Source organism: Trinickia symbiotica (genome assembly GCF_002934455.1).
GTDB lineage: Bacteria > Pseudomonadota > Gammaproteobacteria > Burkholderiales > Burkholderiaceae > Trinickia > Trinickia symbiotica.
Map to the genome: position 1 here is coordinate 213636 of NZ_PTIR01000002.1, position 22456 is coordinate 236091.

General features: G+C 59.4%; 19 protein-coding genes. 5 read left to right on the plus strand and 14 right to left on the minus strand.

Translation table 11 applies throughout. The features are described from left to right. Window positions 1–284: 284 nt before the first annotated feature. The 4 genes from B0G57_RS04715 to B0G57_RS04730 form a co-directional block, all read right to left on the minus strand. Window positions 285–1367: an amidohydrolase family protein gene (locus B0G57_RS04715; protein ID WP_018439447.1), complete on the minus strand. Its 1083-nt coding sequence runs from the start codon at window positions 1365–1367 to the stop codon at window positions 285–287. A gap of 82 nt (window positions 1368–1449) precedes the next feature. Beyond that, the gene (locus B0G57_RS04720; protein ID WP_158256602.1) at window positions 1450–3288 is read right to left on the minus strand and encodes an NAD-binding protein; all 1839 of its coding nucleotides are present in this window, start codon (window positions 3286–3288) and stop codon (window positions 1450–1452) included. Between the two features lie 46 nt (window positions 3289–3334). Then, window positions 3335–4702, minus strand: coding sequence for an MFS transporter (locus tag B0G57_RS04725; RefSeq protein WP_223258543.1), 1368 nt, complete (start codon window positions 4700–4702; stop codon window positions 3335–3337). 197 nt (window positions 4703–4899) lie between these two features. Further along, window positions 4900–5124 (minus strand): rubredoxin, encoded by a 225-nt coding sequence (locus B0G57_RS04730; protein WP_102606743.1) that lies wholly within the window; start codon window positions 5122–5124, stop codon window positions 4900–4902. Window positions 5125–5475: 351 nt separating this feature from the next. Here B0G57_RS04730 and B0G57_RS04735 point away from each other — a divergent pair, with 351 nt between their 5' ends. The 3 genes from B0G57_RS04735 to B0G57_RS04745 are packed head-to-tail and all read left to right on the plus strand — an operon-like array spanning window position 5476 to window position 8252. Beyond that, a complete protein-coding gene (locus tag B0G57_RS04735; RefSeq protein ID WP_018439443.1) occupies window positions 5476–6645 on the plus strand; it encodes a thiolase domain-containing protein in 1170 nt (389 codons plus the stop codon). Between the two features lie 4 nt (window positions 6646–6649). Then, window positions 6650–7066 carry a Zn-ribbon domain-containing OB-fold protein gene (locus B0G57_RS04740; RefSeq protein WP_026229447.1) on the plus strand — a complete coding sequence of 139 codons (417 nt, stop codon included), beginning with the start codon at window positions 6650–6652 and terminating at the stop codon, window positions 7064–7066. Window positions 7067–7085: 19 nt separating this feature from the next. Next, entirely contained in the window at window positions 7086–8252 is a 1167-nt protein-coding gene (locus tag B0G57_RS04745; protein ID WP_018439441.1) for a lactonase family protein, read from the plus strand. 44 nt (window positions 8253–8296) lie between these two features. On the opposite strand, the gene B0G57_RS04750 is transcribed toward B0G57_RS04745, so the two are convergent. Continuing rightward, window positions 8297–9124 (minus strand): SDR family NAD(P)-dependent oxidoreductase, encoded by an 828-nt coding sequence (locus tag B0G57_RS04750; protein ID WP_026229446.1) that lies wholly within the window; start codon window positions 9122–9124, stop codon window positions 8297–8299. Window positions 9125–9380: 256 nt separating this feature from the next. Between B0G57_RS04750 and B0G57_RS04755 the strand changes: the two genes are divergently transcribed. Next, complete coding sequence (locus B0G57_RS04755; RefSeq protein WP_020566046.1) at window positions 9381–10502, plus strand: CapA family protein; 1122 nt, start codon at window positions 9381–9383, stop codon at window positions 10500–10502. Between the two features lie 47 nt (window positions 10503–10549). Further along, window positions 10550–11326: an SDR family oxidoreductase gene (locus B0G57_RS04760; RefSeq protein ID WP_026229445.1), complete on the plus strand. Its 777-nt coding sequence runs from the start codon at window positions 10550–10552 to the stop codon at window positions 11324–11326. Between the two features lie 24 nt (window positions 11327–11350). Here the strand turns inward: B0G57_RS04760 and B0G57_RS04765 are convergent, their stop codons facing one another. From B0G57_RS04765 to B0G57_RS04805, 9 genes are all read right to left on the minus strand, one after another. Beyond that, window positions 11351–12088 (minus strand): IclR family transcriptional regulator, encoded by a 738-nt coding sequence (locus B0G57_RS04765; RefSeq protein ID WP_026229444.1) that lies wholly within the window; start codon window positions 12086–12088, stop codon window positions 11351–11353. Window positions 12089–12301: 213 nt separating this feature from the next. Continuing rightward, on the minus strand, window positions 12302–13864 hold the full coding sequence (locus B0G57_RS04770; protein ID WP_018439436.1) for a tripartite tricarboxylate transporter permease: 1563 nt from the start codon (window positions 13862–13864) through the stop codon (window positions 12302–12304). Continuing rightward, a complete protein-coding gene (locus B0G57_RS04775; RefSeq protein ID WP_018439435.1) occupies window positions 13861–14379 on the minus strand; it encodes a tripartite tricarboxylate transporter TctB family protein in 519 nt (172 codons plus the stop codon). The genes B0G57_RS04770 and B0G57_RS04775 overlap by 4 nt, the downstream gene beginning before the upstream one ends. 196 nt (window positions 14380–14575) lie before the next feature. Then, window positions 14576–15736 carry a tricarballylate utilization 4Fe-4S protein TcuB gene (tcuB, locus tag B0G57_RS04780; RefSeq protein WP_018439434.1) on the minus strand — a complete coding sequence of 387 codons (1161 nt, stop codon included), beginning with the start codon at window positions 15734–15736 and terminating at the stop codon, window positions 14576–14578. After that, window positions 15723–17132 carry an FAD-dependent tricarballylate dehydrogenase TcuA gene (gene tcuA / locus B0G57_RS04785; RefSeq protein WP_026229443.1) on the minus strand — a complete coding sequence of 470 codons (1410 nt, stop codon included), beginning with the start codon at window positions 17130–17132 and terminating at the stop codon, window positions 15723–15725. The genes tcuB and tcuA overlap by 14 nt, the downstream gene beginning before the upstream one ends. A gap of 449 nt (window positions 17133–17581) precedes the next feature. Continuing rightward, on the minus strand, window positions 17582–18370 hold the full coding sequence (locus B0G57_RS04790) for an enoyl-CoA hydratase/isomerase family protein (RefSeq protein WP_026229442.1): 789 nt from the start codon (window positions 18368–18370) through the stop codon (window positions 17582–17584). A gap of 50 nt (window positions 18371–18420) precedes the next feature. Beyond that, window positions 18421–19149, minus strand: a complete 729-nt coding sequence (locus tag B0G57_RS04795; RefSeq protein ID WP_018439431.1) for an enoyl-CoA hydratase/isomerase family protein — start codon at window positions 19147–19149, stop codon at window positions 18421–18423. A 27-nt stretch (window positions 19150–19176) separates the two neighbouring features. Then, complete coding sequence (locus B0G57_RS04800; RefSeq protein ID WP_018439430.1) at window positions 19177–20217, minus strand: CDP-6-deoxy-delta-3,4-glucoseen reductase; 1041 nt, start codon at window positions 20215–20217, stop codon at window positions 19177–19179. A 37-nt stretch (window positions 20218–20254) separates the two neighbouring features. After that, window positions 20255–22375: an acetate--CoA ligase family protein gene (locus B0G57_RS04805; RefSeq protein WP_018439429.1), complete on the minus strand. Its 2121-nt coding sequence runs from the start codon at window positions 22373–22375 to the stop codon at window positions 20255–20257. Window positions 22376–22456: the final 81 nt, after the last annotated feature.

The following is a 22456-nucleotide window of genomic DNA, read 5'->3' on the forward strand; positions in this document are numbered from 1 at the left end:
TTGCGGACGCAACCCGTTGCGTTCACTTTACGACCGGCACGGGATCAGCGTCAACATAAAAGAAACTCGTTTCGGCCAATGAAACCGCAGAGACGTTTTAACGGGTGCGATTCTGCGCGTTGGGCAGGTGGAGCTGGAAGACTGGAAAGGACTGAATCGCCCTATCGGCGGGATCCGGAAACGATACGGGACGGGGCTCGAGCTGGCCCTCGCCCGCACCGCAACGGCCAATTCCGGCGTCTGAAACGAGGAGTTGATACAGAAGACTAGACGCTTACAACGCGTCACCCAATGGGCTGTTCCAGCCTGTAGACCCGCGCGGCCGTGCCACTGTAAAGCGCACGCTTCTCTGACGGCGAGAAGCGCTCGGTGATTCGCTTGAACGCATTCCAGAGAACACCGTAGCCGCATGTCTGCTTGTCGACCGGGAAGTTGCTTTCGAACATGCATCGTTCGGGGCCAAACAGATCGATGCAAGTTTCGACGTACGGCCTCCAGCACGCGGCGAGATCTTCGGATGACGGCGGCGTGTCGCGAAGGTGGAAATCCCATCCTGTGTAAAGCATGCCCAGCCCGCCAATCTTGGCCGACACGTTCGGGCACCTTGCGACCTCCTTCAAATTCTCGCGCCAAGCGTCAAAGACCGTCGCGCGATCGGTGTGCGGATCAACGCCAAGGAGGCCTCCTGCATGATCCATGACCACCGGTGCTTCGGGAAAGTCGCGCAGAAGCGAAACAAGGTCAGGCAGTTGAGGATAGAAAAGCCATGCATCAAACGTAAGGCCCATCGGAGCGAGCTTGGCGAATCCGCGTCGGAACGCCGGGTCGGAAAGAAGATGTGGCTTCGCGAAGGTCCGCCCATAGCCGGCGCTGCCGCTGTCCCAGGTGGCGCCATGCCGGATGCCCTTGAGCCGTTCGCCTCCAGCCTCTGCCATCGCATCGAGCACGGCTTGCACGTCGTCTCCGAGAGTCAGATCGGCATGCCCAATAATTCCTTCGCATAGCCGCGGCCCATTTGGCTTTCGCATTGCCCAATCGTCCGCGAACGAACGTGCGAACTCGACCTCGCCGACTGGCTGCATCGACGCCGGGCCATCTTTCCGGTACCCGGTGTTGAACTGCACGAACACCGTCGCCTCTACACGGTGACCGCTCGAGATGTCTTGCATCAACTCCGAAGACATGTACCGTCCACGCTCGTCATCCCAGATATGGTGATGAGGATCGATGATCGGAAGCGCCGGTTCGAGCGCCTCTTCGCTCAGCAAGCCGGTCCATATCGCCAGTTCGTCGATCTTGCGGTGCGTGGTCCCTCTGAATGGAACGTGCGTCGTCCCGGCGGGCTTGCTTACATCGTTGCTGTTCATACTGAGCTGACCTTTGCGTTGATTTCCAGTGAATACGGGGAGGCAAAGCGACCCCGTTTGGCGCGCGCCTCAACTGACCCGGCTAAGCATGGGTCGATCCGGCACTCCTCACTTCGACACCAGCCCATCTTTCGTACTGCTGCGCCACCGTTGTGACGTCATGAGTGGCGTCGGTGCACGCCTGCACGAGACCGTATAGGCCTCGCACCTTGTCGAAGATCCAGGTAGTCACGCCGAGTTGCCGAGCCTCGTTCGTCGCAGCAGTCAGCCGGGCCGACGTGTCGCCGAGACTGAAGCCGTAGTTGAATTTTCGTGTTGCCACTTCGAGTGGCAGAACTCGCGAACTTGCCGCATTGCGCCCCGTCTCGATACGCATGATCTTCGCCATCTGCTCGGGTGCCAGTCCTGCTTTGACGCCGGCAACGTATGCTTCGCTCGTGACAGCTAGAAGCGTCGCGAACAGCGAAGTGTGGATGTCGAGCATCAGATGCGCAGCGCCGGCTGTTGACCCAATGCGAAAGGCGTCACGGCACAGATTCACAAGCGCGTGACCTGCGGCCTGAATGGCTGACTCCTCTCCTCCGACAATCATCACGCCATCGCCTGCCGCAATGTCGCGATGCGTGCCGGTGTGCAAGGCGTCGCAATAGCCTGTCTCCGCGCCAAGCAGCGCCCTGATGTCGATGGCTTTTTTCCTGGCCATCGGACACATGTTGACTACTGCAGCCTCCGCACGAGCTGCCTCTGCAATGCGGACAGAAATCGACTCGCCGGATTCATCCTCCGCCACGCTCAAAAGCGTCACCGTGACCCGGGCGGCGTACGGCAGTCGCAGCCGGATGTTGTGCCGTGCTTCCTCGTCCTCGCGGCCACTGTATCCGGAGGCGACCAACCTCTCCGCCAGCACGCGCATGTCCGCTTCAGCGCAGATCAGCACGAGCGGCCGGTGAGCAGGTTCAGTAAATGAAATGCGGCACGACGGTTCCTCATCAGGGCTGAACACTTCGATGCCAGCCCACGGTTCCAGGTAAGTGATGAGAGAGGTGCCATCACGATCGTATCCTCCTTGCGTGGAAGCGAATTTCCAGATCTGCTGAACGGCTTGTCCTACCCACATTGGAACTCCGCGACCCTGCGCTTCCTCGACGGAAAGACTGATGTCCTTCGCCGTAATCGCCATACGTGCCCCGAAATCGAAGCGACGGGGGAGCACTGAACGCGCAAATTTGTTCCGCGAGGCGCTCGAACTCGCGTCTCCGGAATTGATGATCTCGAGCATCCGTCGCGGCGCAAGGCCCGCTTTGACGCCCAGGATGAACGCCTCGCATGTTGAGGCCATTCCCGTCGCGGACAGCAGGTTGTTCAGCAACTTCAGCGTCTGCGCCTTGCCCGATTCCTCACCGAGATAGAGCACCATGGCACTGGCGAGCGTCGCCATGACTGCAGCCACGTTTTCGTATGCCGCCCGAGGCCCGGAACACATGATTCCCAACTTGCCGTTACCTGCAGTCGTGACATTGCCAGTAATGGGTGAATCGAGCAGCGCAATACCGCGGGCAGCCAGTCGTTGTGCTGTTTCCCGGGCGAAATCCGCTCCGGTCGTCGAGAAGTCCACCACGACGCGAACGGCGGCACCACCGGCAACACCGGCGTCGCCGAATACGACATCCCGGATCGCTGGGAGAGACGGCAGACACAGCAGCACGATGCTGCATCGATCCGCCACCTCCCTCGCCGATCGCACCGCCTGCGCGCCACACTGCACGACAGAATCGACCGTAGACCGGTTGAAGTCGTGGACGAATAGCCTGTAGCCCTGCCGAGCAAGGTGGCGCGCCATGGGTGCTCCCATTGCGCCAAGTCCAATGAACCCAATCGAAGTACTGATATCGAATTCAGCTTTCAATTCTGCCGTGTCCATGCACATGCTTACCGTGGTTGATTGATGCCCGGGGCCGGGATGAAGATCAAATGGACGTGTCCTGACGCTCACGCAACGCGGCCGGCGGCACGCCGACCAGGATGATCACGCCTCCGGCGAGCGCGATTGCCGCAATGGTGTACAGACCAATTGCAATGCTATGCGTATTGGTCATGAGCCACCCAAGCCAGGTTGGCGTGAGCAGCGACCCGGCCTGCCCGAGGCTGCTCATGAGCGCTATGCCGGCTGCGACGGATCCGGCTGAGAAATACGCCGGCGGTATGGTCCAGAACATTGTGCTGCCTGCGTAGTAGGCGATGCCGAGGAGCGACAGGCATCCAATCGTCAGCGCTGGATTGCTGCCCACCTCAGGAAGCGCCACAAGGCCAACTGCTCCTATCGCAATAGAGAAGAAGTAGTGCCAGCGTCGTTCCACGTGTTTGTCGGAATGACGCGCGATCAGAATCATCCCGATCGCACCGAAAATGGACGGTATGGCGGAAAGCATCGCCACGTGCAGAATGTCTCGTACCCCTGCACGGTGGATGATCGTGGGGATCCAGTAATTCATCACGATGCCAAGCATGGGCGTTACAAGAGAAGCAAGGACGACTACATAGACCCGCGGATCCCTGAGAACCGCGACCAGCCCCTGATGGTCAGCCGAACCCTTGAACTGCCTATCTGCCTGGATGTTGTCGATCAGGATCTGCTTTTCGGTCTCGGTCAGCCACTTGGCGTCCTTCGGCCTATCGTCGAGATAGAAGTATGCGATGACCCCGAGCAGGACCGCAGGCAGTCCTTCGAGCATGAAAAGCCACTGCCAGTCGCGCAGACCGGCTACGTCGTGGAAACTGTGAAGAATCCATCCCGCGATTGGGCCTCCGATGATTCCCGAGACAGCAATCGAAAGCAGAAAGCGCGAAGTAATACGTGCCCGCCGGGCCGACGGGAACCAGTAGGTCAGGTAAAGAAGAAGCCCTGGGTAGAATCCGGCTTCGGCAGCACCAAGAAGAATGCGCGCAAGGTAGAACTGCGTCGTGTTATGTATGAACATCATCGAACACGTTACAGCACCCCAGAGGACCATGATGCGGGTCATGGTCAGCCTCGCCCCGATCTTTTCCAGCATCAGGTTGCTCGGCACCTCGAAGAGGACGTAGCCGATCGAAAAGAGGCCGACGCCCAGGCCGTAGGCCGCATCGGAAAGTGCAAGATCCTGAGAGAGCGACATCTTGGCGAAGCCGAGATTGACGCGGTCGAGGTAATTCACGACCCAACACAGAAACAGGAACGGCACTAGTCTCAGCGCAACTTTGCGATACGTGTGCTGTATCTGCTGGTCGGTCGCGGTCGAACTGCTTTCGGCGCCTTCGCCCCACTTCTCGATGGGCGGGTCCATTGACGGGTTCATGGATGTCTCCTTCAACCGCCTTCGCGGCTGAGTCATTCTTTATAGCCACCAGGCTCAGCGGCCTATAGGGGCGTCATTCAACCCCATTCTGCGTGCATCTTCGATGCCTGCGGCTTGGCCAAACGTTGCGCTGCGGGGTGTCGCTTGCCGAACGGGTCAGCAACTGCCGCAAAACGCGGGGCTCGGCCCCTCGCCGCCTAGACTTCTACCATGTCGAAGTCAGCTTTGCCGACCGAGCACTCGGGGCAGACCCAATCGTCCGGCACATCTTCCCAACGGGTTCCGGGCGCAATACCTTCCGACGGCAAGCCCTCTGCCTCATCGTAAATGAAGCCGCACAATGCACATTGCCAGATCCTGAATCCGGCTTGCGGCTCTGATCGAGCTATGTCCGTGGTCACTTCTCTCACCTCTTCACTCATTTTTGCCTCCATGGCAGCGCGAGCGATGACTGCCTACTGCGGGTGCCGACCATCGGACCTCGCTTAGCCAATGCTTCTGGCTCGGCCACCTGAGCTGATCGGCGCCGGAGAATCATGGCGATCTTCAACCGCTCGTCTCATTACGCGTCAGGGTGTCCTTCCACGATGTTTTCCGTCCGTCGAAGAAGCGCCTCCAAGCGTGAGGTGATGGTATCATGGTTCTGACAGACAGCATCGATTTCACTGGATGGAACTCGAAACCGACAAATGCCGTTATCAAGACCCTGATCAGCTCGCGGCACACGGCGAGCTGACGCTGCGGATGCATCAATGAGACAGGAGACGTACCGTATGACGATCAAAGGCAAGGCTTATATTGTCGGTGCCTACGAACACCCGTTGCGCAAGGCTCCCCACCATTCGGTCGCGCAGCTTCATGCCGAAGCCGCGAAGGGCGCGATCGAAGACGCTGGCCTGACACGTGACGACATCGACGGTTTTTTCTGCGCAGGTGATGCACCTGGCGCAAACCCCTGGTCGATGTCGGACTATCTGAACCTGACGAAGCTCCGCCACATCGATTCCACAGACATGGGCGGTTGTTCGTATTTGATCCACGTGGCGCACGCCGCCCAAGCCATTGCGGCCGGCAAATGCAATGTCGCGCTGGTGACCCTTGCGGGCCGGCCCAATTCGGAAGGAAGCGCTGGTACGCAGGTGCGCAACAGGGGCACCAATCTTCCCGATGCTCCGTTTGAGATTCCATACAGCCCTGTACCGCTCAACCTCTATGCAATGGCGGCAAAACGCCACATGCACGAGTTCGGAACAACGAACGAGCAACTCGCATGGGTCAAGGTCGCGGCGTCTCACCACGCGCAATACAACGAGCACGCAATGCTGCGCTCCGTAGTGTCCGTCGAGGAGGTTCTGGCTTCGCCGATGATTGCGGACCCACTGCACCGGCTCGATTCATGCGTCGTGACCGACGGCGGCGGTGCAATCGTAGTGGCAAGACCAGAGATCGCCAAGTCGCTTTCGCGTCCGCGCGTACGCGTGCTGGGATGCGGGGAATCGGCAAAACACCTGACAGGCGGGGACATCGACCTCACCTACACCACAGCCGCATGGACCGGACCACGCGCCTTTGAAGAGGCCGGAGTGACGCCGGCGGACATCCACTATGCGTCGATCTACGACAGCTTCACGATAACGGTGATCCTGCAACTCGAGGATCTCGGTTTCTGCCCAAAGGGCGAAGGTGGCCGGTTCGTCGCCGACGGCAACCTCATCTCCGGTCATGGAAAGCTTCCGTTCAACACCGACGGCGGCGGTCTATGCAACAACCATCCATCGAATCGCGGCGGGATGACGAAAATCATCGAAGCGGTCAGACAGTTGCGCGGCGAGGCACATCCTTCGGTACAGGTTCCAGACTGCACGCTTGCCCTCGCCACCGGGATCGGCGGTGCGATTGGAACTCGCCACGGCGGCGCAACAGTCATCCTTGAAAGGGAGTAATTGCATGACTTCTACCGTTGCAGAGCGCGTAATCAAGGATCCCGCTATCAATCCGGGTGATGAGCCATATTTCGAGGCTACTGATCGAGGACAGTTGCTGCTCAAGTTCTGCTCGAGTTGCGGCCGGCCCCATCACTATCCTCGCTCCCTTTGCCCTTTTTGCTGGAGCTCCGATCTGTCTTGGAAGCAAGCTGCCGGCACCGGGGAAATCTACGCTTACAGCGCGATGCGTCGAGGCCCTGGCGCGCCGTACTGCATCGCCTACGTGACGCTGGATGAAGGTCCCAAAATGCTGACCAACATTGTGGACACCGATCTCGATACTGTCGCAATTGGCCAGCGCGTTCGTGTGGTTTTCAAAAGATCCGAGAGTGGCGTCGCGATCCCGATGTTCACACCGGCTTCGCCCGTTGGTCGGTAATCTGAGGAGCACTCATCCCATGAGTCGGATTTCGCTTTACAGTGCCGTCGACGACATTCTGACGCGGTACGATGTCGACGTCGCCGCCGCAACCCTGACCCGGCGCGAAAGCATTCGGACCGCGGCAAAAGTCCAGTATGCCTGGCCCCATCCGAACGGCCCGTATCTCTATGTGACGACAAGCGCCGCCGGGCCGCGCGTGCAGTCCGACTTCAATCACGTAAGCGCGTACCTCATTGACCACGATGGGAGGCTGACAGCGCACGGCCCCTCGCGAACCCTCGATCGCCGGGCCGTCCACACCTGCGTCGATCCGACAGGACAGTACCTTTTGAGCGCGCACAACTTCCCTCGGAGCGGTCTGACCGTTCATCCGCTTCTGACGGACGGCACCATTGGCCAGCCAATTCCCCAAAGCGATGCGCTCGACTGCGGCGCCTATCCCCATCAGGTGCGGGTTCTCCCGTCGGCGCGGGCAGCGTTGATAGTCGATCGCGGCAATCACGCCCGGCCGGACAAGCGGGAAGATCCCGGTGCGTTGAGGCTGTTCCCGCTTTGCGATGGTGGCCTCTCGCCGGGCGACGTGATCGCGCCGAATCAAGGCTACGGCTTCGGCCCGAGACACGTCGATTTTCATCCGACGCAGCCGTGGATGTATGTCTCGGACGAGCGTACGAACCAACTCTATATGTTCCGCATCACAGACAGCGCTATCGAGAGTGGACCGGCCTATCGTTGCACTCTGCTCGAAGCCACTGATCGCGTCGATGCGCGGCAACTTGGCGGCCCTATCCACGTGCATCCCTCCGGCCGCTATGTCTACGTTGCGAATCGAGCCGACCGGGTTGAGGAAGTCAACGGCGAGAAGGTCTTCGCGGGCGGCGAGAACAGCATCGCCGTCTTCAGGATCAATTCGTCGACGGGCGAGCCAACGCTCGTCGAGCATGCTTCCACGAGAAGCTTCCACGTTCGGACTTTCGCCTGCGATCCCACGGGACAGTTGCTCGTGACGGCGAGTATCAAGCCGTTGGCCGCGAGAGTCGAGGGCGCGATCCGTACCATCCCGGCAGCGCTGACTGTATTTCGCGTCTGCGACGACGGATCGCTCGAATACGTCCGTCAATATCCGGTGGAGACTCGGGACGGGCAGTTACAGTACTGGATGGGCATCGTCGGGGCTAGCTGACGGCAGAATGAAGCGGAGGCATCGCGTGCCGCTTCCGCCTGCCTCTAAATCCGGTTCAGGATTCGACCACCGTCGACGAGCAAAGAGACGCCCGTAACAAATGACGCCTCGTCGGATGCCAGATACAGGGCAGCGTTCGCTACATCCCACGCTGTGCCTTGCCGGCCGAGTGGCACTTTTGCATTCCGTTCAGCCAGGACCTGTTCGCGGCTCTGGTTCCACTCGCGAACTCGTGTATCCACCGCCATTGGGGTTGCAATCAGCCCGGGCAGAATGCAGTTCGCACGGATGCCATGCGGCGCATTTTGCAAAGCGAGCTGCTCCGTGAACGCGATCACGCCCGCTTTCGTGGCCTTATAGGCCACATACGGATACTTGCCTGGGCCGGCCGCCGACGAAACATTGACAACGACCCCCGAACGCTGCTCGCGCATGATGGCGACTGCATGCTTGCACGCGAACACCGTGCCGCGCAGATTGATGCGGCAGATGTTGTCGAAGCGCTCCTCTGTGATGTCCATGAGATCGGCATCACCGCCGCCGAGGCTGACGCCCACATTGTTGTGCAAGATGTCGACAGTCCCCCACCTCTGCCGCGCGCCATAAATTGCACTCGCGAGCTGATCCTCGTGCGCGACGTCAGCGGCAATGGCATCAGCTTCGAAACCCTCGCTTCTGATGATTCCCGCGGTCTCTTGCGCTGATTCGATCAACCTATCGACAGCGAGCACGCGCGCACCTTCCCGCGCAAAACGCATCGCCACGGCTCGTCCATTGCCCAGGCCTTCGCCCGGGCTCTGCCCTGCCCCTATAACCACCGCCACTTTGCCGGCAAGGCGGGCAGGCGAAGTCCATCCTTCAGTCTCAGTCACCGCTGTCTCCTTGTGTGAACCACATTGAAGCGCGTCGCGTGCGAAACCAGACTCATAAATGGGTTTTAGCATGCATCGCAGCGTCGTGAAATGCTATCATGGGTTTCTTTAATCAAGACGCGTTTCGGTCACTGGAACTTGTAACGGCGAAACTTTTTGCGCGTTTTCTGCAGGTTTCCCCTGATGGCTAGTTGCGCTAGGCTTTCAACAGCGCCCCGGCTCAGCGAAAACGGCCGGCAAAACATAAGGAGACGGAATGACAAAGCTTGCTTCAATTCTGATCGGTGGCGATTGTGGCCCCACGCATGGGCCTGAACAAGGCTTTCCCATCGAAGGCTATACAGAGCTCGTAGCGCCTGAGCTCCGAGAAGCCGATTTCCGCTTTGTGAACTGCATGCGAACGTACTCCAATCGTGGTGTGAAGTCAGACCATGCGCCGCAGGTCTGCCAGCCAATCGAAATGTCTACGCTTTTCACGAGCGGACTGTTCGACGCAGTAACGATGGCAAACAATCACAGTCTCGATGCGGGCCCGGACGCCATGCTCGACACGCGCAAGCTCTTCCTCGAAAACGGCCTGCAGGTTACCGGTGCGGGTCGGGACCTGGACGAGGCCCGCCAGCCGGCAATTATCGAAAAATCGGGTGTGCGCGTCGGCTATCTCGGATACACGTCGGTCGCCACTGCCGGAACCGAGGCCGCCAAGGGAAAACCAGGGGTCGTCAACATCCGTGTGATGACGACGTACGAGCCCCGTGGCCCGCACCAGCCGGTTCGGGTATGGACCTCTCCCAACCCGCAGGACCTTGCCCGCCTTACCGAGGACATCACTGCGCTTCGCAAACAGGTAGACGTGGTAGTTCTTGCGTACCACGCCGGTGCAATACGGCTGCCGCGAATCGTCTCCGACTATCAGGTTGAGGTCGCTCATGCAGCGATCGACGCCGGCGCCGATCTTATTGTCGGACATGCTCCGCATATCCCCAAGGCTATCGAGGTCTACAAGGGCAAGGTCATCTTCTACAGCCTGGGTGTCTTCGCCATGACGAAGTCGTTTGCAGCACCCGCGTGGACAAATGAGCCCGCCTGGGCACACGGCGCCGTGCGCAACTTCATGGACCTTGATCCACAATATCCGCTAATGCCTTACGGCAAGGATTGCACGCTCGCGCTGCTCGCAAAAGCCTACGTCTCCGCTCAGGGAGTCGCAAAGGTCTCATTCCTTCCCGTCAAGTTCGACCGCCGCTATCGCCCTGAGGTACTTCGCGCGGGCGATCCGCGATTCAAGGAAGTCGTCGATTACATGGAATGGGCCTCCGAAGACATGCCTCATCAATTCGAGGTCGAAGGAGATGAAGTCGTAGTCACCGCTCAGTAGTGCAGAGCCGCACCAAGCGTTCAACCATCAGAGTGAAGGCGTTAATCATGGATTTGGGCATCAAAGGGAAGACCGCTCTGGTCACCGCGTCGAGTGGCGGCATGGGTCGAAACATTGCACACTCGCTTGCAGCGGAGGGTGCAAACGTGGTGCTGTTTGCGCGCTCAGAGGACAAGCTGAAGGCGGTCGCGGGCGAGATCACTCAGCAGCATGGCGTGCGGGCTGTTGCAAAGGTGGGAGACATGCGCGTTGGCAATGACGTCACTGCGCTGATCGAGTTGATGAAAGCTGAATTTGGAGGACTGGATATTCTTGTACTCAACACGCCTCGCCCGCCCAATCCGATTCGCGAGACGACGGAAGAGGTCGATATGGCGCGCTGGGACGAGGCGTATCAGAACCAGCTCGCGGGTGTGGTGCAGGTAGTCAGTCAGGCCATGCCGTTGATCACCGCACGCGGATGGGGCCGTGTGATCGCGATCACTTCAGCTTCGGTGAAAGCCCCCATGGCTCACCATAGTCTGTCGACGGTCTTTCGGGCCGGTGTGACCGCTTATATGAAGCATCTAGCGAATGAGGTTGGCGCGAGCGGCGTCACGGTCAACTGTGTCGCGCCCGCCCTCATCGAAACCCCGCATCGAGCCGGATCAGCTGCGTACTCTCCTGCTCAAGCCGAAGCGCGCAAGAAGTTAACGCCTCTTGGTCGGATGGGCACCCAAAGCGAACTTGCGGGCGTGGTCACCTTTCTGGCATCGGTACAGGCCGGATTCATCACCGGCGCGACGATCCCGGTTGAAGGAGGAATGGTGGGATCGCTCTTCTGAACCACCGTACGCTCCCTGCCAGCTCTACTGATTTTTGCCGCCGAACTGACGCGAGATATTCGCAGCTGCCGCGACGACGAGTTTAATGAAGTTCTTCTCATGCATCTGCATCCGCACCGTGGGGGCGCCAACGGACAGGCAATAGTGGACCTGTCCGTCGACTCCCATGATCGGTGCTGAGATTGCCGAGATGCCCATCAGTCGTTCACCGTGCGAAACGGCGTAGCCGTTTTCACGAACGCGCTGCAGTTCTTCGAGAAATGCCGCCTTCGTCTGCTTGGTGGCTTTCGTTGCGGCCGGCAGCAGTGGCGTCAGATCCGCCTTTGACATATACGCCATCAGCACCTTTGAGCCGGAGCCCGCCTGCAGCGGTATCTGCTCGCCTGCCTGCACCACGGCTCTCAGAGGCGCTGTGACCGTGGATATCGAATCGATGCACACGCGGTAGGGACCGCTGACCGTGTGGAGCGACACCGTCTCCTTGGTTGTCTCGGCGAGTTCCGTCATGAATGGACGGGCAATCTCTCGAATACCAAGCGTGCCTCGCACGAGACCGGCGAGCCGCGTAAAGCGAAACGACAGGCAGTACTGCTGATCCTCCAGTCGGACCAGATATCCGGCTCGCTCGAGGCTCTGCACGATACGGAAGGTAGTGGACTTCGGTAATTCTATGCGTTCGGAGATTTCCTGAAGAGACAGGCTGCTCCGCTCAACGCTAAAACTTTCGAAAACAGCCAGAATACGTTCAACCGAGCGCATCATTTCGCAACTTTCCCTACGAGGGTCAAAGACACTCGTATGGTACATCAGCTGCAGTCAGAACCGGCTTACTTTGACGTATGCAGCCGTCACGGCGCTCGGTGTCTATGTCTGCACAGCGGCGCCGGCGACATCGCGCTCGCCAATCACCCGCCCTCTACCGGCGGTGAACGTTGCCGGCACTCGGGGCAGCCGCCTCGCGGCGGCACTTCGACATCACTCTTCGGTCAGCGGAGCGTGAGACAACGGAGGCACCGCAGCCCCTGGCGACGCGGCCGACGAATGCTTGCGCCGGTGCTCACGCCAGGCGAAAAAGCATTGCCCGATGACCATCAACGCGCAAATCGTTACGAACGCTGCGCTGATCGGCCGTTGCACGAAGATTGCGAGGTCGCCTCGTGACAGCAGAAGTGCTCGCCGAAAATTCTCCTCGACCATAGGTCCCAGAACGTATCCAAGCAGAATAGTCGCCACAGGAAAATCCAGTGCGAGAAGAACCGCCCCGATGATCCCGAACACCAGTACTTCACCGACTTCGAAAAGACTGTTGTTCGTACTGAAGACACCCACCGCTATGAAGAAGAGCGCAGAGGGATACATCAGGCGATAGGGCACCTGCAAAAGCTTTACCCAGACTCCTATGAGAGGCACGTTCAGCAGCACGAGCAGCACATTGCCAATCCAGAAGCTGGCAATCAGCCCCCAGAAGAGATCGGCATGCTGCGTAATGAGTTGAGGACCGGGCTGAAATCCCTGAATCAGCAAAGCGCCCAGCAGCAGCGCCATGACCGCATCCCCTGGAATACCGAGCGTCATGGTTGGAATAAAGTCGACCTGGGTTTTCGCATGCGTGGAGGCTTCAGGACTGGCCACCCCCTCAATGGCCCCATGGCCGAAGCGCTCCGGTCGCTTCGCAATCTTCTTTTCGAGCGCATACGCAAGAAAAGTGGTGATAGTCGGCCCGGTTCCCGGCATGGCCCCGAAAAGGGTCCCCACGAAAGTGCCCCGCACCATCGGCCAGAAGGCCTGCTTCAGCTCGCCGCGTGAAGGCCGCATATCGCGCAGACGCACCTTTGTCTGCGTTCCGACGAAACTGATCCGATTCACGTTGATCAGGAAATCGGCAACTCCAAAAAGGCCCATTGACAGCGCAACGAGTTCGACTTTGTCCGACAGTTCGGCGAAGCCAAAGGTGAATCGCTCGACACCGCTGTTGACGTCGGTGCCGACGATCCCCAACAACAGACCGAAGACGGTCATCGCGATCCCTTTCAGGCGCGAGCCTCGGGACATGGTCGCCCCGGCAATCAGACCGAGCAGCATGATGGAGACGATCTCGGTCGGACCGAAATCGAAAGCGATCTTGACGAGCCATGGCGACAGGAAAATCATCACGACGATGCCGACCGATGCCGCGAAAAATGACGACACCATTGTGATGCCCAGCGCAGCTCCCCCACGCCCCTGTTTCGTCATCGGGTATCCGTCGATGCAGGTTACGGCATGCGGCGGATGCGACGGCAGGTTCAGCAAAATCGCACCGAGTGCGCCTCCGTACTGCGATCCGTAGAATATCCCGGCCAGCATCAGAAGCGCCGGGACGGCGTGCATCGAATAGGTCAGCGGCAACAGCATGGCGATCGCCGAAAGTGCTCCCATGCCGGGAAGCACGCCGATCAGATTGCCAACCAGCACACCGACAAACGACCACAACAGGTTTTGCGGCATCGCTGCGATGCTAAAACCATAGATGAGATCATGCAGCGTTTGAGCAATCATACGGCACCCCACTTGAACAACGGCAACTGAATCTGCAGCGCCCACCAGAAGACGACCACGGCGACTACAACCATCGCCAATGCCAGAAGAGCCGCCGATTTGACGTTGTTGTCCCGATCGCCGAGCGCCGAAATGAAGACCACTGCGAACGTACCTGCAACGAGTCCCAGGTACTTTGTCAGAACGACAAACGCAACCATCCCAAGGCAAATCAGAATCCACGCCTTCCACTCAGGCCGCAGCTTCTTTTTTGCCGGGGGCGTGACAGGCTTCGCCGCGCCACGCCCAGTGGCCGTATCAGGCTTCGCCGCGTCACGCACCGCGAGATAGCCTTGAACGGCGATCCCGCAGCCGACCAGGCCGAGAATGAGACCCAGAAAGAATGGAAAGAAACCCGGCCCCATCTGAACCAGCGTGCCGATGTGGTACGTAACGGAATGCATGAGTACCGCGATTCCGACGACAATCAGCAATGCGCCGCCGATCAGGTCCTTATGCAACAGCGTTCTGTTCATGGTGTCTCCTCCTATGAACGTCGATAACACCTACCTCTCGCTCCGACGGGAGTTGATACGCTCCCATCACATCACTGCAATGCCGGTGGCGACGATTTATGTTTGAAATACTTTCAGTCCCAGCCGGATGCGGCGCTCTGCTTGGCTGCCTCGCGCGAAGGACGATGCCTTCACGGCAGCTCGCTCTAATGTGCAATCACTCCTCGACCATCAACGAAGACGGCTTGCGCTTCTCGACGGCCCACTTCAGCAACGCCGCGGACCGATAGATGCCGTGCGCAAACTTGCCGTAGGGCAGTGTCAGGAAAAGAGCCAATACGACGCCCAGATGCACGGCAAGCAAGACAGGCATGGCGAGCGTGTCGCGGGCACCCAGGAGTGCCAGACCCGAGAGACCGGCCAACCAGAGTAGCGCGATAAACCCGCGATCCATGCCCTTCTGTGACGAATCACCATGAAGCGGATGTCGCTTGAGATTGAGGACGAACAGACCGCTGCAGCCCACGACCAAGCACATACCGCCGAGGGATCCGAGAAACACGGGAAGACTGGTCCAACTGTAAGGCGCTTCGAGAGCGAAGAGATAGTGATAGAGCGTGGCGACGCAAGTCGAGGCAAAACACAGCATGAAACCGTAGAACGTCAGATGATGAAACCGTCGCCTGGAAAGTGAATAGCTATCGCTGTCGTTGTTGCAGCCTTCGCCGTGTCCGCCGCCAAGATACCTGAGCGTAAGCGCAGATACCGCAGCTTCCGCAGTCGCATCGATCGACACCGCACCGGGACTTTCGTTTTTCCAGAATTTGCGTACACCGGCCGACAACGCAATGCCCGCCAGAACGAATACCGTCCCGAAGATGAGGACGAGAACGTTGTGTGGAAACACACTATAGAAATTCGCACTGCCGGGTTGCGGTTTGCCTGCCACCGCGGCAAGAGCGAGGAACAGCGCGAGGCCTGCAGCCAGTGCCAGAGCGACGGTCATACCGTTGTTCCGATACAGTGCACCGAACGAGACGGGCCACGCATACTCTGTGTAAGTGTTCACGCGCACCTTTGCCATCGCCTGCGGCACGTTGACGGCGAACTCGTGCGGTGGCGCGTACTGGCACGCATGCAGACATGCGCCACAGTTGTGGCACAGATTCGAGAGGAAGTGCACATCGGCCCTGCCGAATTCGAGCCGGCGCGTCATTGCCGGAAAGACCGCGCAGAATCCTTCGCAATACCGGCACGCATTGCAGATCTGCATGATGCGGCTGACTTCCTTCTCCGCGTGCGTCATATCCGTGCGGGCGACCGATTCGTTTTCTGCGAGGGCCGCCGCCTCGCGGGTCAATGCTTCAAGCGACTGCATGATGGGTAGCTTCCCTGTATTGCTGCGCCGCTGCCGCGGCCTGAGTGCCAGCGATCCGGCCAAAGGCTGTACCGATCGACATACCGACGCCCGCGGTATAGCCCTTGCCGAGAATGTTTCCCGCCATCATCTCTCCCGCAACGAACAGGTTTCGCGATGGCTCACCACCGAAATGAACGGCGGCCTCCGAGTTAACTTTCAGCCCCAGATAAGTGAAGGTGATGCCCGGACGCAATGCGTAGGCGTAGAAAGGAGGCCAGTCCAACGGCTGAGCCCAGTGCGTCTTAGGCGGGTTCAGTCCAACCGTATGGCAGTCGTCGAGCACCGCATGATTGAACGTACCGGGCTGGCAAGCCCTGTTGTACGTATGGATCGTCTCCAGGAATTCGTCCTCGTTGAAACCCAGCGCGAGTGCCAGCTCGCGCAATGAATTGGCTTTGGTACCCGGAAATACGGGAGGCATGAAGCGACCGATCGCTTTGGAGTCGATGATCGAATACGCTATCTGACCTGGTTGCTGCGCGACGAGGCGGCCCCAGATTGCGTACCGCTTGGGCCAGAAGTCTTCGCCCTCGTCGTAAAACCGTTTGCCTTCACGGTTGAGCACCACACCGAGCGAAACGCAGTCCACGCGCGTGCAGATTCCCCCATCGTAGAGCGGCGCTCGAGCATCGATGGCCACGCAATGCGACTGGGACGGATCACCGATGGCATCCGCGCCCGCGTCGATCATGAACTTCAGCAACGTTCCCTGATTGAAGCGTGTGCCGCGGATCAGAAAATTGTCAGCCACCCAGACTCCGTCCACCTGCCCCCACGCCTCGCGCAGCCATTCGCGATTCGATTCGAAACCGCCGGCTGCAAGCACACAGCTCTTCGCTTCGATGCGCTCGTTGCCCACTCTTGCGGCAACAAAGCGCGTTCCATCGAGTTCAATGGAATCGACGGGGGCGTCGTACCGGATGCCGAGGCCGAGTGCTTCGGCGCTCCGATAGTAGGCGTTGACGAGCGCCTTCCCACCCCCCATGAAGAAAGCGTTGGTACGGGCTACATGAAGGGCACCCGACAGCGGCGGCTGGAAATGCACACCGTGTTTTCTCATCCAGTCGCGGCAAGTCGACGACGCGCGAATGGCGATACGAGCCAGTTCCTCGTTCGTATTGCCGCCGGTTACCTTCAGAAGGTCCTGCCAGAACTCTTCTTCGGGATAGGTGTCGACGAGGACGTCCTGGGGTGCATCATGCATACAGCGGAGGTTGCGCGTATGCTGCGAATTCCCACCACGCCACTCCCGCGGAGCCGCTTCCAGCAGAAGTACGCTTGCACCCGCTTCACGTGCCATGATTGCGGCGCACAATGCGGCGTTGCCTCCTCCAATCACAAGAACATCTAACATATTGGTTGTCCTAGTCTGTCACACCATGCTACGGCGGCGCTAAGGTCATCGCTATTGGCTTTCAGTCAATACGTGTTCACTATTTCTGAAGACCTACAGCGGTCCTCGTGCGTCCGCATTTCATGGCGCGTTCAGTCGATACTGCATGTCGCCTGCATCCCGTATGCGAATGACGGTCGACGCTGGGAAGGGGGCGCAACGCTCCAGGAGCCGTCCCTATGCCGGAACAAGAACAGCGCCACCTCTCTCTCCGAGTCCTTTTCACGAACACAGACACACCTCACGCCTAGCCTCGCACTCTGGGCCCTCGTCACAATGACTCGATCCCGGCAGGCGGGACCGAACCACTTATCGATGTTCCATCTCAATGAGCGCACGACGTGTTGCATGATCTGTCCTGGTCAAGTCGATGTCCGTTTCCGGCCATGCTGCGAGCAGCCGTTGGGCCGCTATCGTCCCTTGAATTCGGCTTTGCGCTTTTCCTTGTACGCCGTAATGGCTTCCCGGTAGTCCGTGGTCGACTGGACTACCGCCATCAGAGCGGAGGTCGTCTCAAGGCTCGTCCGAAGATCAGTGCGCATTGACTGGTACATCAGCCGCTTGATGTCGCGTGTCTGAACCGGCGGTCCCTCCGCCAGACGGGCCGCGAATGCCAAAGTTTCGTCCTGGAGACTTTCATCCGGCGTCACGCGGTTGACGATGCCAAGCTTGTGCGCCTCTTCTGCGTCGACGAAGTCGCCAGTCCACAAAAGTTCCAGCGCTTTGGCGGGACCCACCAGTCTCGGGAGGAAGTAACAGCCGCCGTTACCGGGGATCAGTCCGACACGAATGTACGCTTCTGCGAACCGAGCGGATCGCGCGGCGAAACGGATGTCACACATGAGCGACAGATCCATGCCCGCGCCGACCGCCGCACCGTTCACTGCGGCGATCAACGGCTTTTCGAATTCCTCTATCGCCAACGCAACCTTGTGCGTCACGCGTTGCAGCCTGTGTTTCCGCTCGAGCGGCGTGGGATCACTGCCTTCAGCCGCGCGACGTCCAAGGTCCCCACCCGAGCAGAAGGCATCCCCTGCTCCTGTCAGGACGAAACACCCCACGTCATCGTTGTCGTTTGCTTGCTTCAGCTCATTGCGCAGCAACTCGAGCATGTCTTCGCTCAACGCATTCTTTTTTTCGGGCCGATTCAGCGTAGCAATCACTACTCGACCCACTCTGCTGATTTCAAGATCTGCCACATCCGTCTCCGAATAGATTCGTGATCACTTTCTGCCTCTCGTCAGCCACATCACTTTCCAGCCTCCTGTAGCTTGACCCGATGCCGTGCGTGCTCCGCGCGGGCCTCCTCGAGCGCGGAACGCAGGCCCCGATTGATCCAGCGTTTGTTGTCGGCGAAGGCCGCGCGGTTTTTGGAGCCCAGTGTCTCTGCGATTGTCGTGGCCGCCTGTTCCAGTACTTCTCTGTCGACCACTGCGCTGATCAAGCCGCGATCGAGCGCGTCCGCGGCGGGAAGCCGTCGCCCCGTCTGGACGAGGTCCGCCGCGAGCGCGCGACCGCCGAGCACCGCGAGGATGTTTGCGCCAGAAAACGTGGCAATCCCAATGTCGATTTCCGGAAGAGAGAGCGCCGCCCCCTCAACAGCGACACATCCATCCGCCATCAGTGCGAGCATGGCGCCCGCACCGACAGCCAGCCCATTCAGCGCAACGACGACTGGAACCGGCGTCACCATCACCGAATCCTGCAGTGCCGCCAGCGCACGAGAACGTCTCTCCCGCTGACGTGCAGCGTCGCCATCAGGAGACTTTTCGCGCACGTCAACGCCCGCACAGAAAAGCTTCTCGCCCTTCCCTGTCAATACGATCGCCTGCGTGCTTTCGTCAGCACCGGCGTGGACGATCGCCGAAGTCATCGCTTCCATCATGTCGACCGTCATGGCGTTAGCCTTTTCGGCGCGATCGATCTCAATCCACAGTTGCGAACTTCGTTTTCCAATTTGCAACCCATCGAACGACATGCCAACTCCTAATGTGTTTTTCTGTGATCAGGCGGACGGGGCTGCGCCCGAGACGAAAATGTCAGCGAAAAACTCGTGGTCAGGCAAGCCGCATCGCTCGGTGAAATCTCGTTTGGCTGAGAGCACGACCACCGGTGCCCCACATGCGTAGACCTGGTACGACGAGAGATCCGCAAAGTCCCTCATCACCGCTTCGTGAACGAATCCCGCGCGGCCTGCCCACCCGTCTTCCGATAGGGCATCGGACACGACTGGAACGTAGGTGATTCCATGGCGGGACCAGGATCGCGCGAGTGAATCGAAATAAAGGTCATGCGGTCGCCGGCCGCCCCAGTACAACGTCATCTGGCGTCCGCTCTGCTTTTTCAGTTCGTGCTCGATGATGGACTTGATGGGAGCGAACCCGGTGCCGCTTGCCAGAAGAATCATTGGCTTGTCAGAATCGTCGCGCACGAAGAACGTGCCAAACGGCCCGTCCAGTCGAAGGAGGTCGTTCTCCTTCATCTTGCCGAATACGAAGGTACTGAGCGGTCCGCCATAGTTACGAAGATGCAGTTCGATGAAGCCTTCATCTTCTGGCGAGTTCGCTATCGACAGACTGCGCCTGACTCCGCCGGGAATCAGGAGGTCCACGTATTGGCCAGGAAGAAACTTGAATTGCACGTTCGCTGGCAGCTTGAGCCGGATCCGCATGACGTCGTCGGCGAGGCGCTCGAGCGCTGCGACGCGGCACGCGGTCTTCCTGACCGGATAACCCTCGACTGAGGGGACCGTGCGGCATTCGACCGTCACATCGGATGCCGGCGTTGCCTGACAGAGCAGTACATAGCCCTGCTCCGCCTCCGAGGTCGAAAGACCGGCGAGCTGTGCATCGCCATGCTCGCACACCCCAGCCGTTACTTTCGCCTTGCAGGAGCCACAAACGCCGCTTTGACAGCTATACGGCAGAGGAAAATTCGCCGCTAGCGCCGCCGCCAGAATCTTCTCTCCACGGCGCATTTCGAGTGCGCGATCGAGCGGCTGGAAGGTCACCGTGTGGCGCTCAGCGTGAACGGTTTCGTCGCTCATGAAAGAATCTACCGGTAGGTTCACGATGACTGCCCCTTCAATGGCCCGGGAATGGCATAGGCACGATCAACGCGTCGGCCGCCAGCACGCCTTGCGGCAGCACGAACAGCGGATTGATGTCGATCTCGGAAACAGCATCGCGGTGCTCCCATGCAAACCGGGAAAGCGCTGCCAGCGCTTTGGACGCCGCATCGACGTCGAGCGCCGGTTTGCCCCTGGCTCCATCCAGAATCGGGCGGCACCGCAGTTCGTCGAGCATCTGCCGCCCGACGTTTTCATCGAATGGCGCGAGGCGGCAGGAAGAGTCGCGCATCAGCTCAGCGTAAATCCCACCCGCTCCGACCACCACGACCGGTCCGAAGACTTCGTCGTTCACTACACCCGCGATGAGCTCGAAGCCGTCCTTGACCATCTGGGACACCATGACGCCTTCGATTTGCGCTTCGGGAGCATGAAACTGCGCGTTCGCGCGAACCTCGGCGATTGCCGACTCGAGTTCTTTCGGATCACGAACTCCGACTTTGACTCCGCCGATTTCGGTTTTGTGAGCGATATCGGGAGACACGATCTTCACCACGACGGGCCATGACAACTTCTCCGGCAAGCTGTCGTCGGCATCGCTCAACAGCACGTCGCGAGTGACAGGGATACCAGCTCGCGAAAGGATGTCCTTGGATTGCGCTTCGGAGAGTTTGCCGGCCCAGCCCCGCAGGTCGTCTTTCGACGACGGCGCAGCGCTTGATTCTCCATATTCAGACCTTTTAGCTTCGCGTCGTGCGGCGCCATAGCGGGTAAGCACTGCCAGCGCTTTGGCCGCGCGCGACGGCGATGGGAAGAGAGGCACAGCCGCTGCAGCCAGCAGTCTGCTGGCATCTGCAATCTGATCGCGAGGAGCGGATGAGAATACGCAGACAGGCTTGGCCGAATCCTTTGCAACATTAGCGATTACTTCAGCCGCAGCGGTACTCCCAGCGCTACCGGTCGTCGCCAGGTTCAGGCAAAGGGCATCCACGCCTGGGTCGGCGAGTGTCACCTCGATCGCCGTGCGAAGTTTGTCGCGGTTGCTCGCGGAAAAATACCCTGCTGTCAGATCGATCGGATTGTGCACCGCGCCGATATTCGGCACGACCTCCGTGAGCAGCCTTTCCGTTTGTTCCGCAAGATTCGCGAGGTGAAGCCCTTCCGGTTCACCTGCATCCGCAAAAACGATGGCCGAGCCGCCGGATACTCCCATGACCGCCATTGCGCCGTTGGCTGGATATTTCTTTGCAGCGAAAGCCTTCAGGAAGTCGACGGTCTCATGAATCTCTCTGATTTCGACGATACCGGTCTGCTTGAAGAGCGCACGATAGAAGTCGTAGCTGCCAGTCATACTTGCCGTATGCGAAGCGGCTGCGCGCGCGCCCTCTTCTGTGACGCCACCTTTCCAGAGAAGAATCGGCTTGCCGACCGCGAGCGCGCGCTTGCCGACATCGAGCAACGCTCGGCCATCCTTCGTACCTTCGATGTACGCGAGGATGATCTCGGTTTCGTTATCGCCCAGCAATGCCTCGATCAGTTGAACCGTGTCGACGTCCGTCTCATTGCCGGTGGCGATGACATGCCGAAATCCGATGTCCGCGTCAGCACATGCGAGCGCGAGACTGTAGCCAAAGCCCCCGCTCTGAGTGACGAGGGACACTCCCCCCTTCTTCAGCTTGGGTTCCCGCGTGATGCTTCCGAACGCGGCGAACACTTGTGAGTGGATGTTTGCAAAGCCCAGGCAGTTCGGACCGATGATGCGGATTCCAGCCGCTCTGGCGATTGCCAGCATTTCGCGCTCGCGCTCGACACCCTCGGGGCCACTCTCGCGGAAGCCCCCGCTTAGAACAACGACGTAAGGGACCGACTTTTCTGCGCACGCTTTGAGGACCGGAATAACACCCTTAGCCGGTACACCGATCACGACCAGGTCTATCTGCGCGTCGATGTCGCTTACAGCACCGTAACACTTTAGGCCGTCGAACTCCGTGTATTTCGGGTTGACCGGATAGATCTGTCCCTTGTATCCGTTGCTGATAAGTGCCCGGACAGCCTGTGAACCGGGGCGGCCCGCTTCGTCCGAAACCCCGACCACCGCGATGGACCGCGGCTCGAGCAAATGCTTGAAATCGTTCATTTCTGATCCGTCTGCCAACTGGTTATGCCTGAAATAGTCTGCTATCGCACAGGGCGATTCATTCGCGGTCCTTCGACGCCA

Excerpts from the sequence above, each read along its gene's own strand:
- B0G57_RS04770 (WP_018439436.1), bottom strand. The coding sequence starts at position 13,864 with ATGATTGCTCAAACGCTGCATGATCTCATCTATGGTTTTAGCATCGCA.
- B0G57_RS04730 (WP_102606743.1), bottom strand. The coding sequence starts at position 5,124 with ATGAGTGAAGAGGTGAGAGAAGTGACCACGGACATAGCTCGATCAGAG.
- B0G57_RS04795 (WP_018439431.1), bottom strand. The coding sequence starts at position 19,149 with ATGTCGTTCGATGGGTTGCAAATTGGAAAACGAAGTTCGCAACTGTGG.
- B0G57_RS04755 (WP_020566046.1), top strand. The coding sequence starts at position 9,381 with ATGACAAAGCTTGCTTCAATTCTGATCGGTGGCGATTGTGGCCCCACG.
- B0G57_RS04720 (WP_158256602.1), bottom strand. The coding sequence starts at position 3,288 with ATGGACACGGCAGAATTGAAAGCTGAATTCGATATCAGTACTTCGATT.
- B0G57_RS04805 (WP_018439429.1), bottom strand. The coding sequence starts at position 22,375 with ATGAACGATTTCAAGCATTTGCTCGAGCCGCGGTCCATCGCGGTGGTC.
- B0G57_RS04760 (WP_026229445.1), top strand. The coding sequence starts at position 10,550 with ATGGATTTGGGCATCAAAGGGAAGACCGCTCTGGTCACCGCGTCGAGT.
- tcuA (WP_026229443.1), bottom strand. The coding sequence starts at position 17,132 with ATGTTAGATGTTCTTGTGATTGGAGGAGGCAACGCCGCATTGTGCGCC.
- B0G57_RS04765 (WP_026229444.1), bottom strand. The coding sequence starts at position 12,088 with ATGATGCGCTCGGTTGAACGTATTCTGGCTGTTTTCGAAAGTTTTAGC.
- B0G57_RS04715 (WP_018439447.1), bottom strand. The coding sequence starts at position 1,367 with ATGAACAGCAACGATGTAAGCAAGCCCGCCGGGACGACGCACGTTCCA.
- B0G57_RS04735 (WP_018439443.1), top strand. The coding sequence starts at position 5,476 with ATGACGATCAAAGGCAAGGCTTATATTGTCGGTGCCTACGAACACCCG.
- B0G57_RS04740 (WP_026229447.1), top strand. The coding sequence starts at position 6,650 with ATGACTTCTACCGTTGCAGAGCGCGTAATCAAGGATCCCGCTATCAAT.
- B0G57_RS04725 (WP_223258543.1), bottom strand. The coding sequence starts at position 4,702 with ATGAACCCGTCAATGGACCCGCCCATCGAGAAGTGGGGCGAAGGCGCC.
- tcuB (WP_018439434.1), bottom strand. The coding sequence starts at position 15,736 with ATGCAGTCGCTTGAAGCATTGACCCGCGAGGCGGCGGCCCTCGCAGAA.
- B0G57_RS04775 (WP_018439435.1), bottom strand. The coding sequence starts at position 14,379 with ATGAACAGAACGCTGTTGCATAAGGACCTGATCGGCGGCGCATTGCTG.
- B0G57_RS04745 (WP_018439441.1), top strand. The coding sequence starts at position 7,086 with ATGAGTCGGATTTCGCTTTACAGTGCCGTCGACGACATTCTGACGCGG.
- B0G57_RS04800 (WP_018439430.1), bottom strand. The coding sequence starts at position 20,217 with ATGAGCGACGAAACCGTTCACGCTGAGCGCCACACGGTGACCTTCCAG.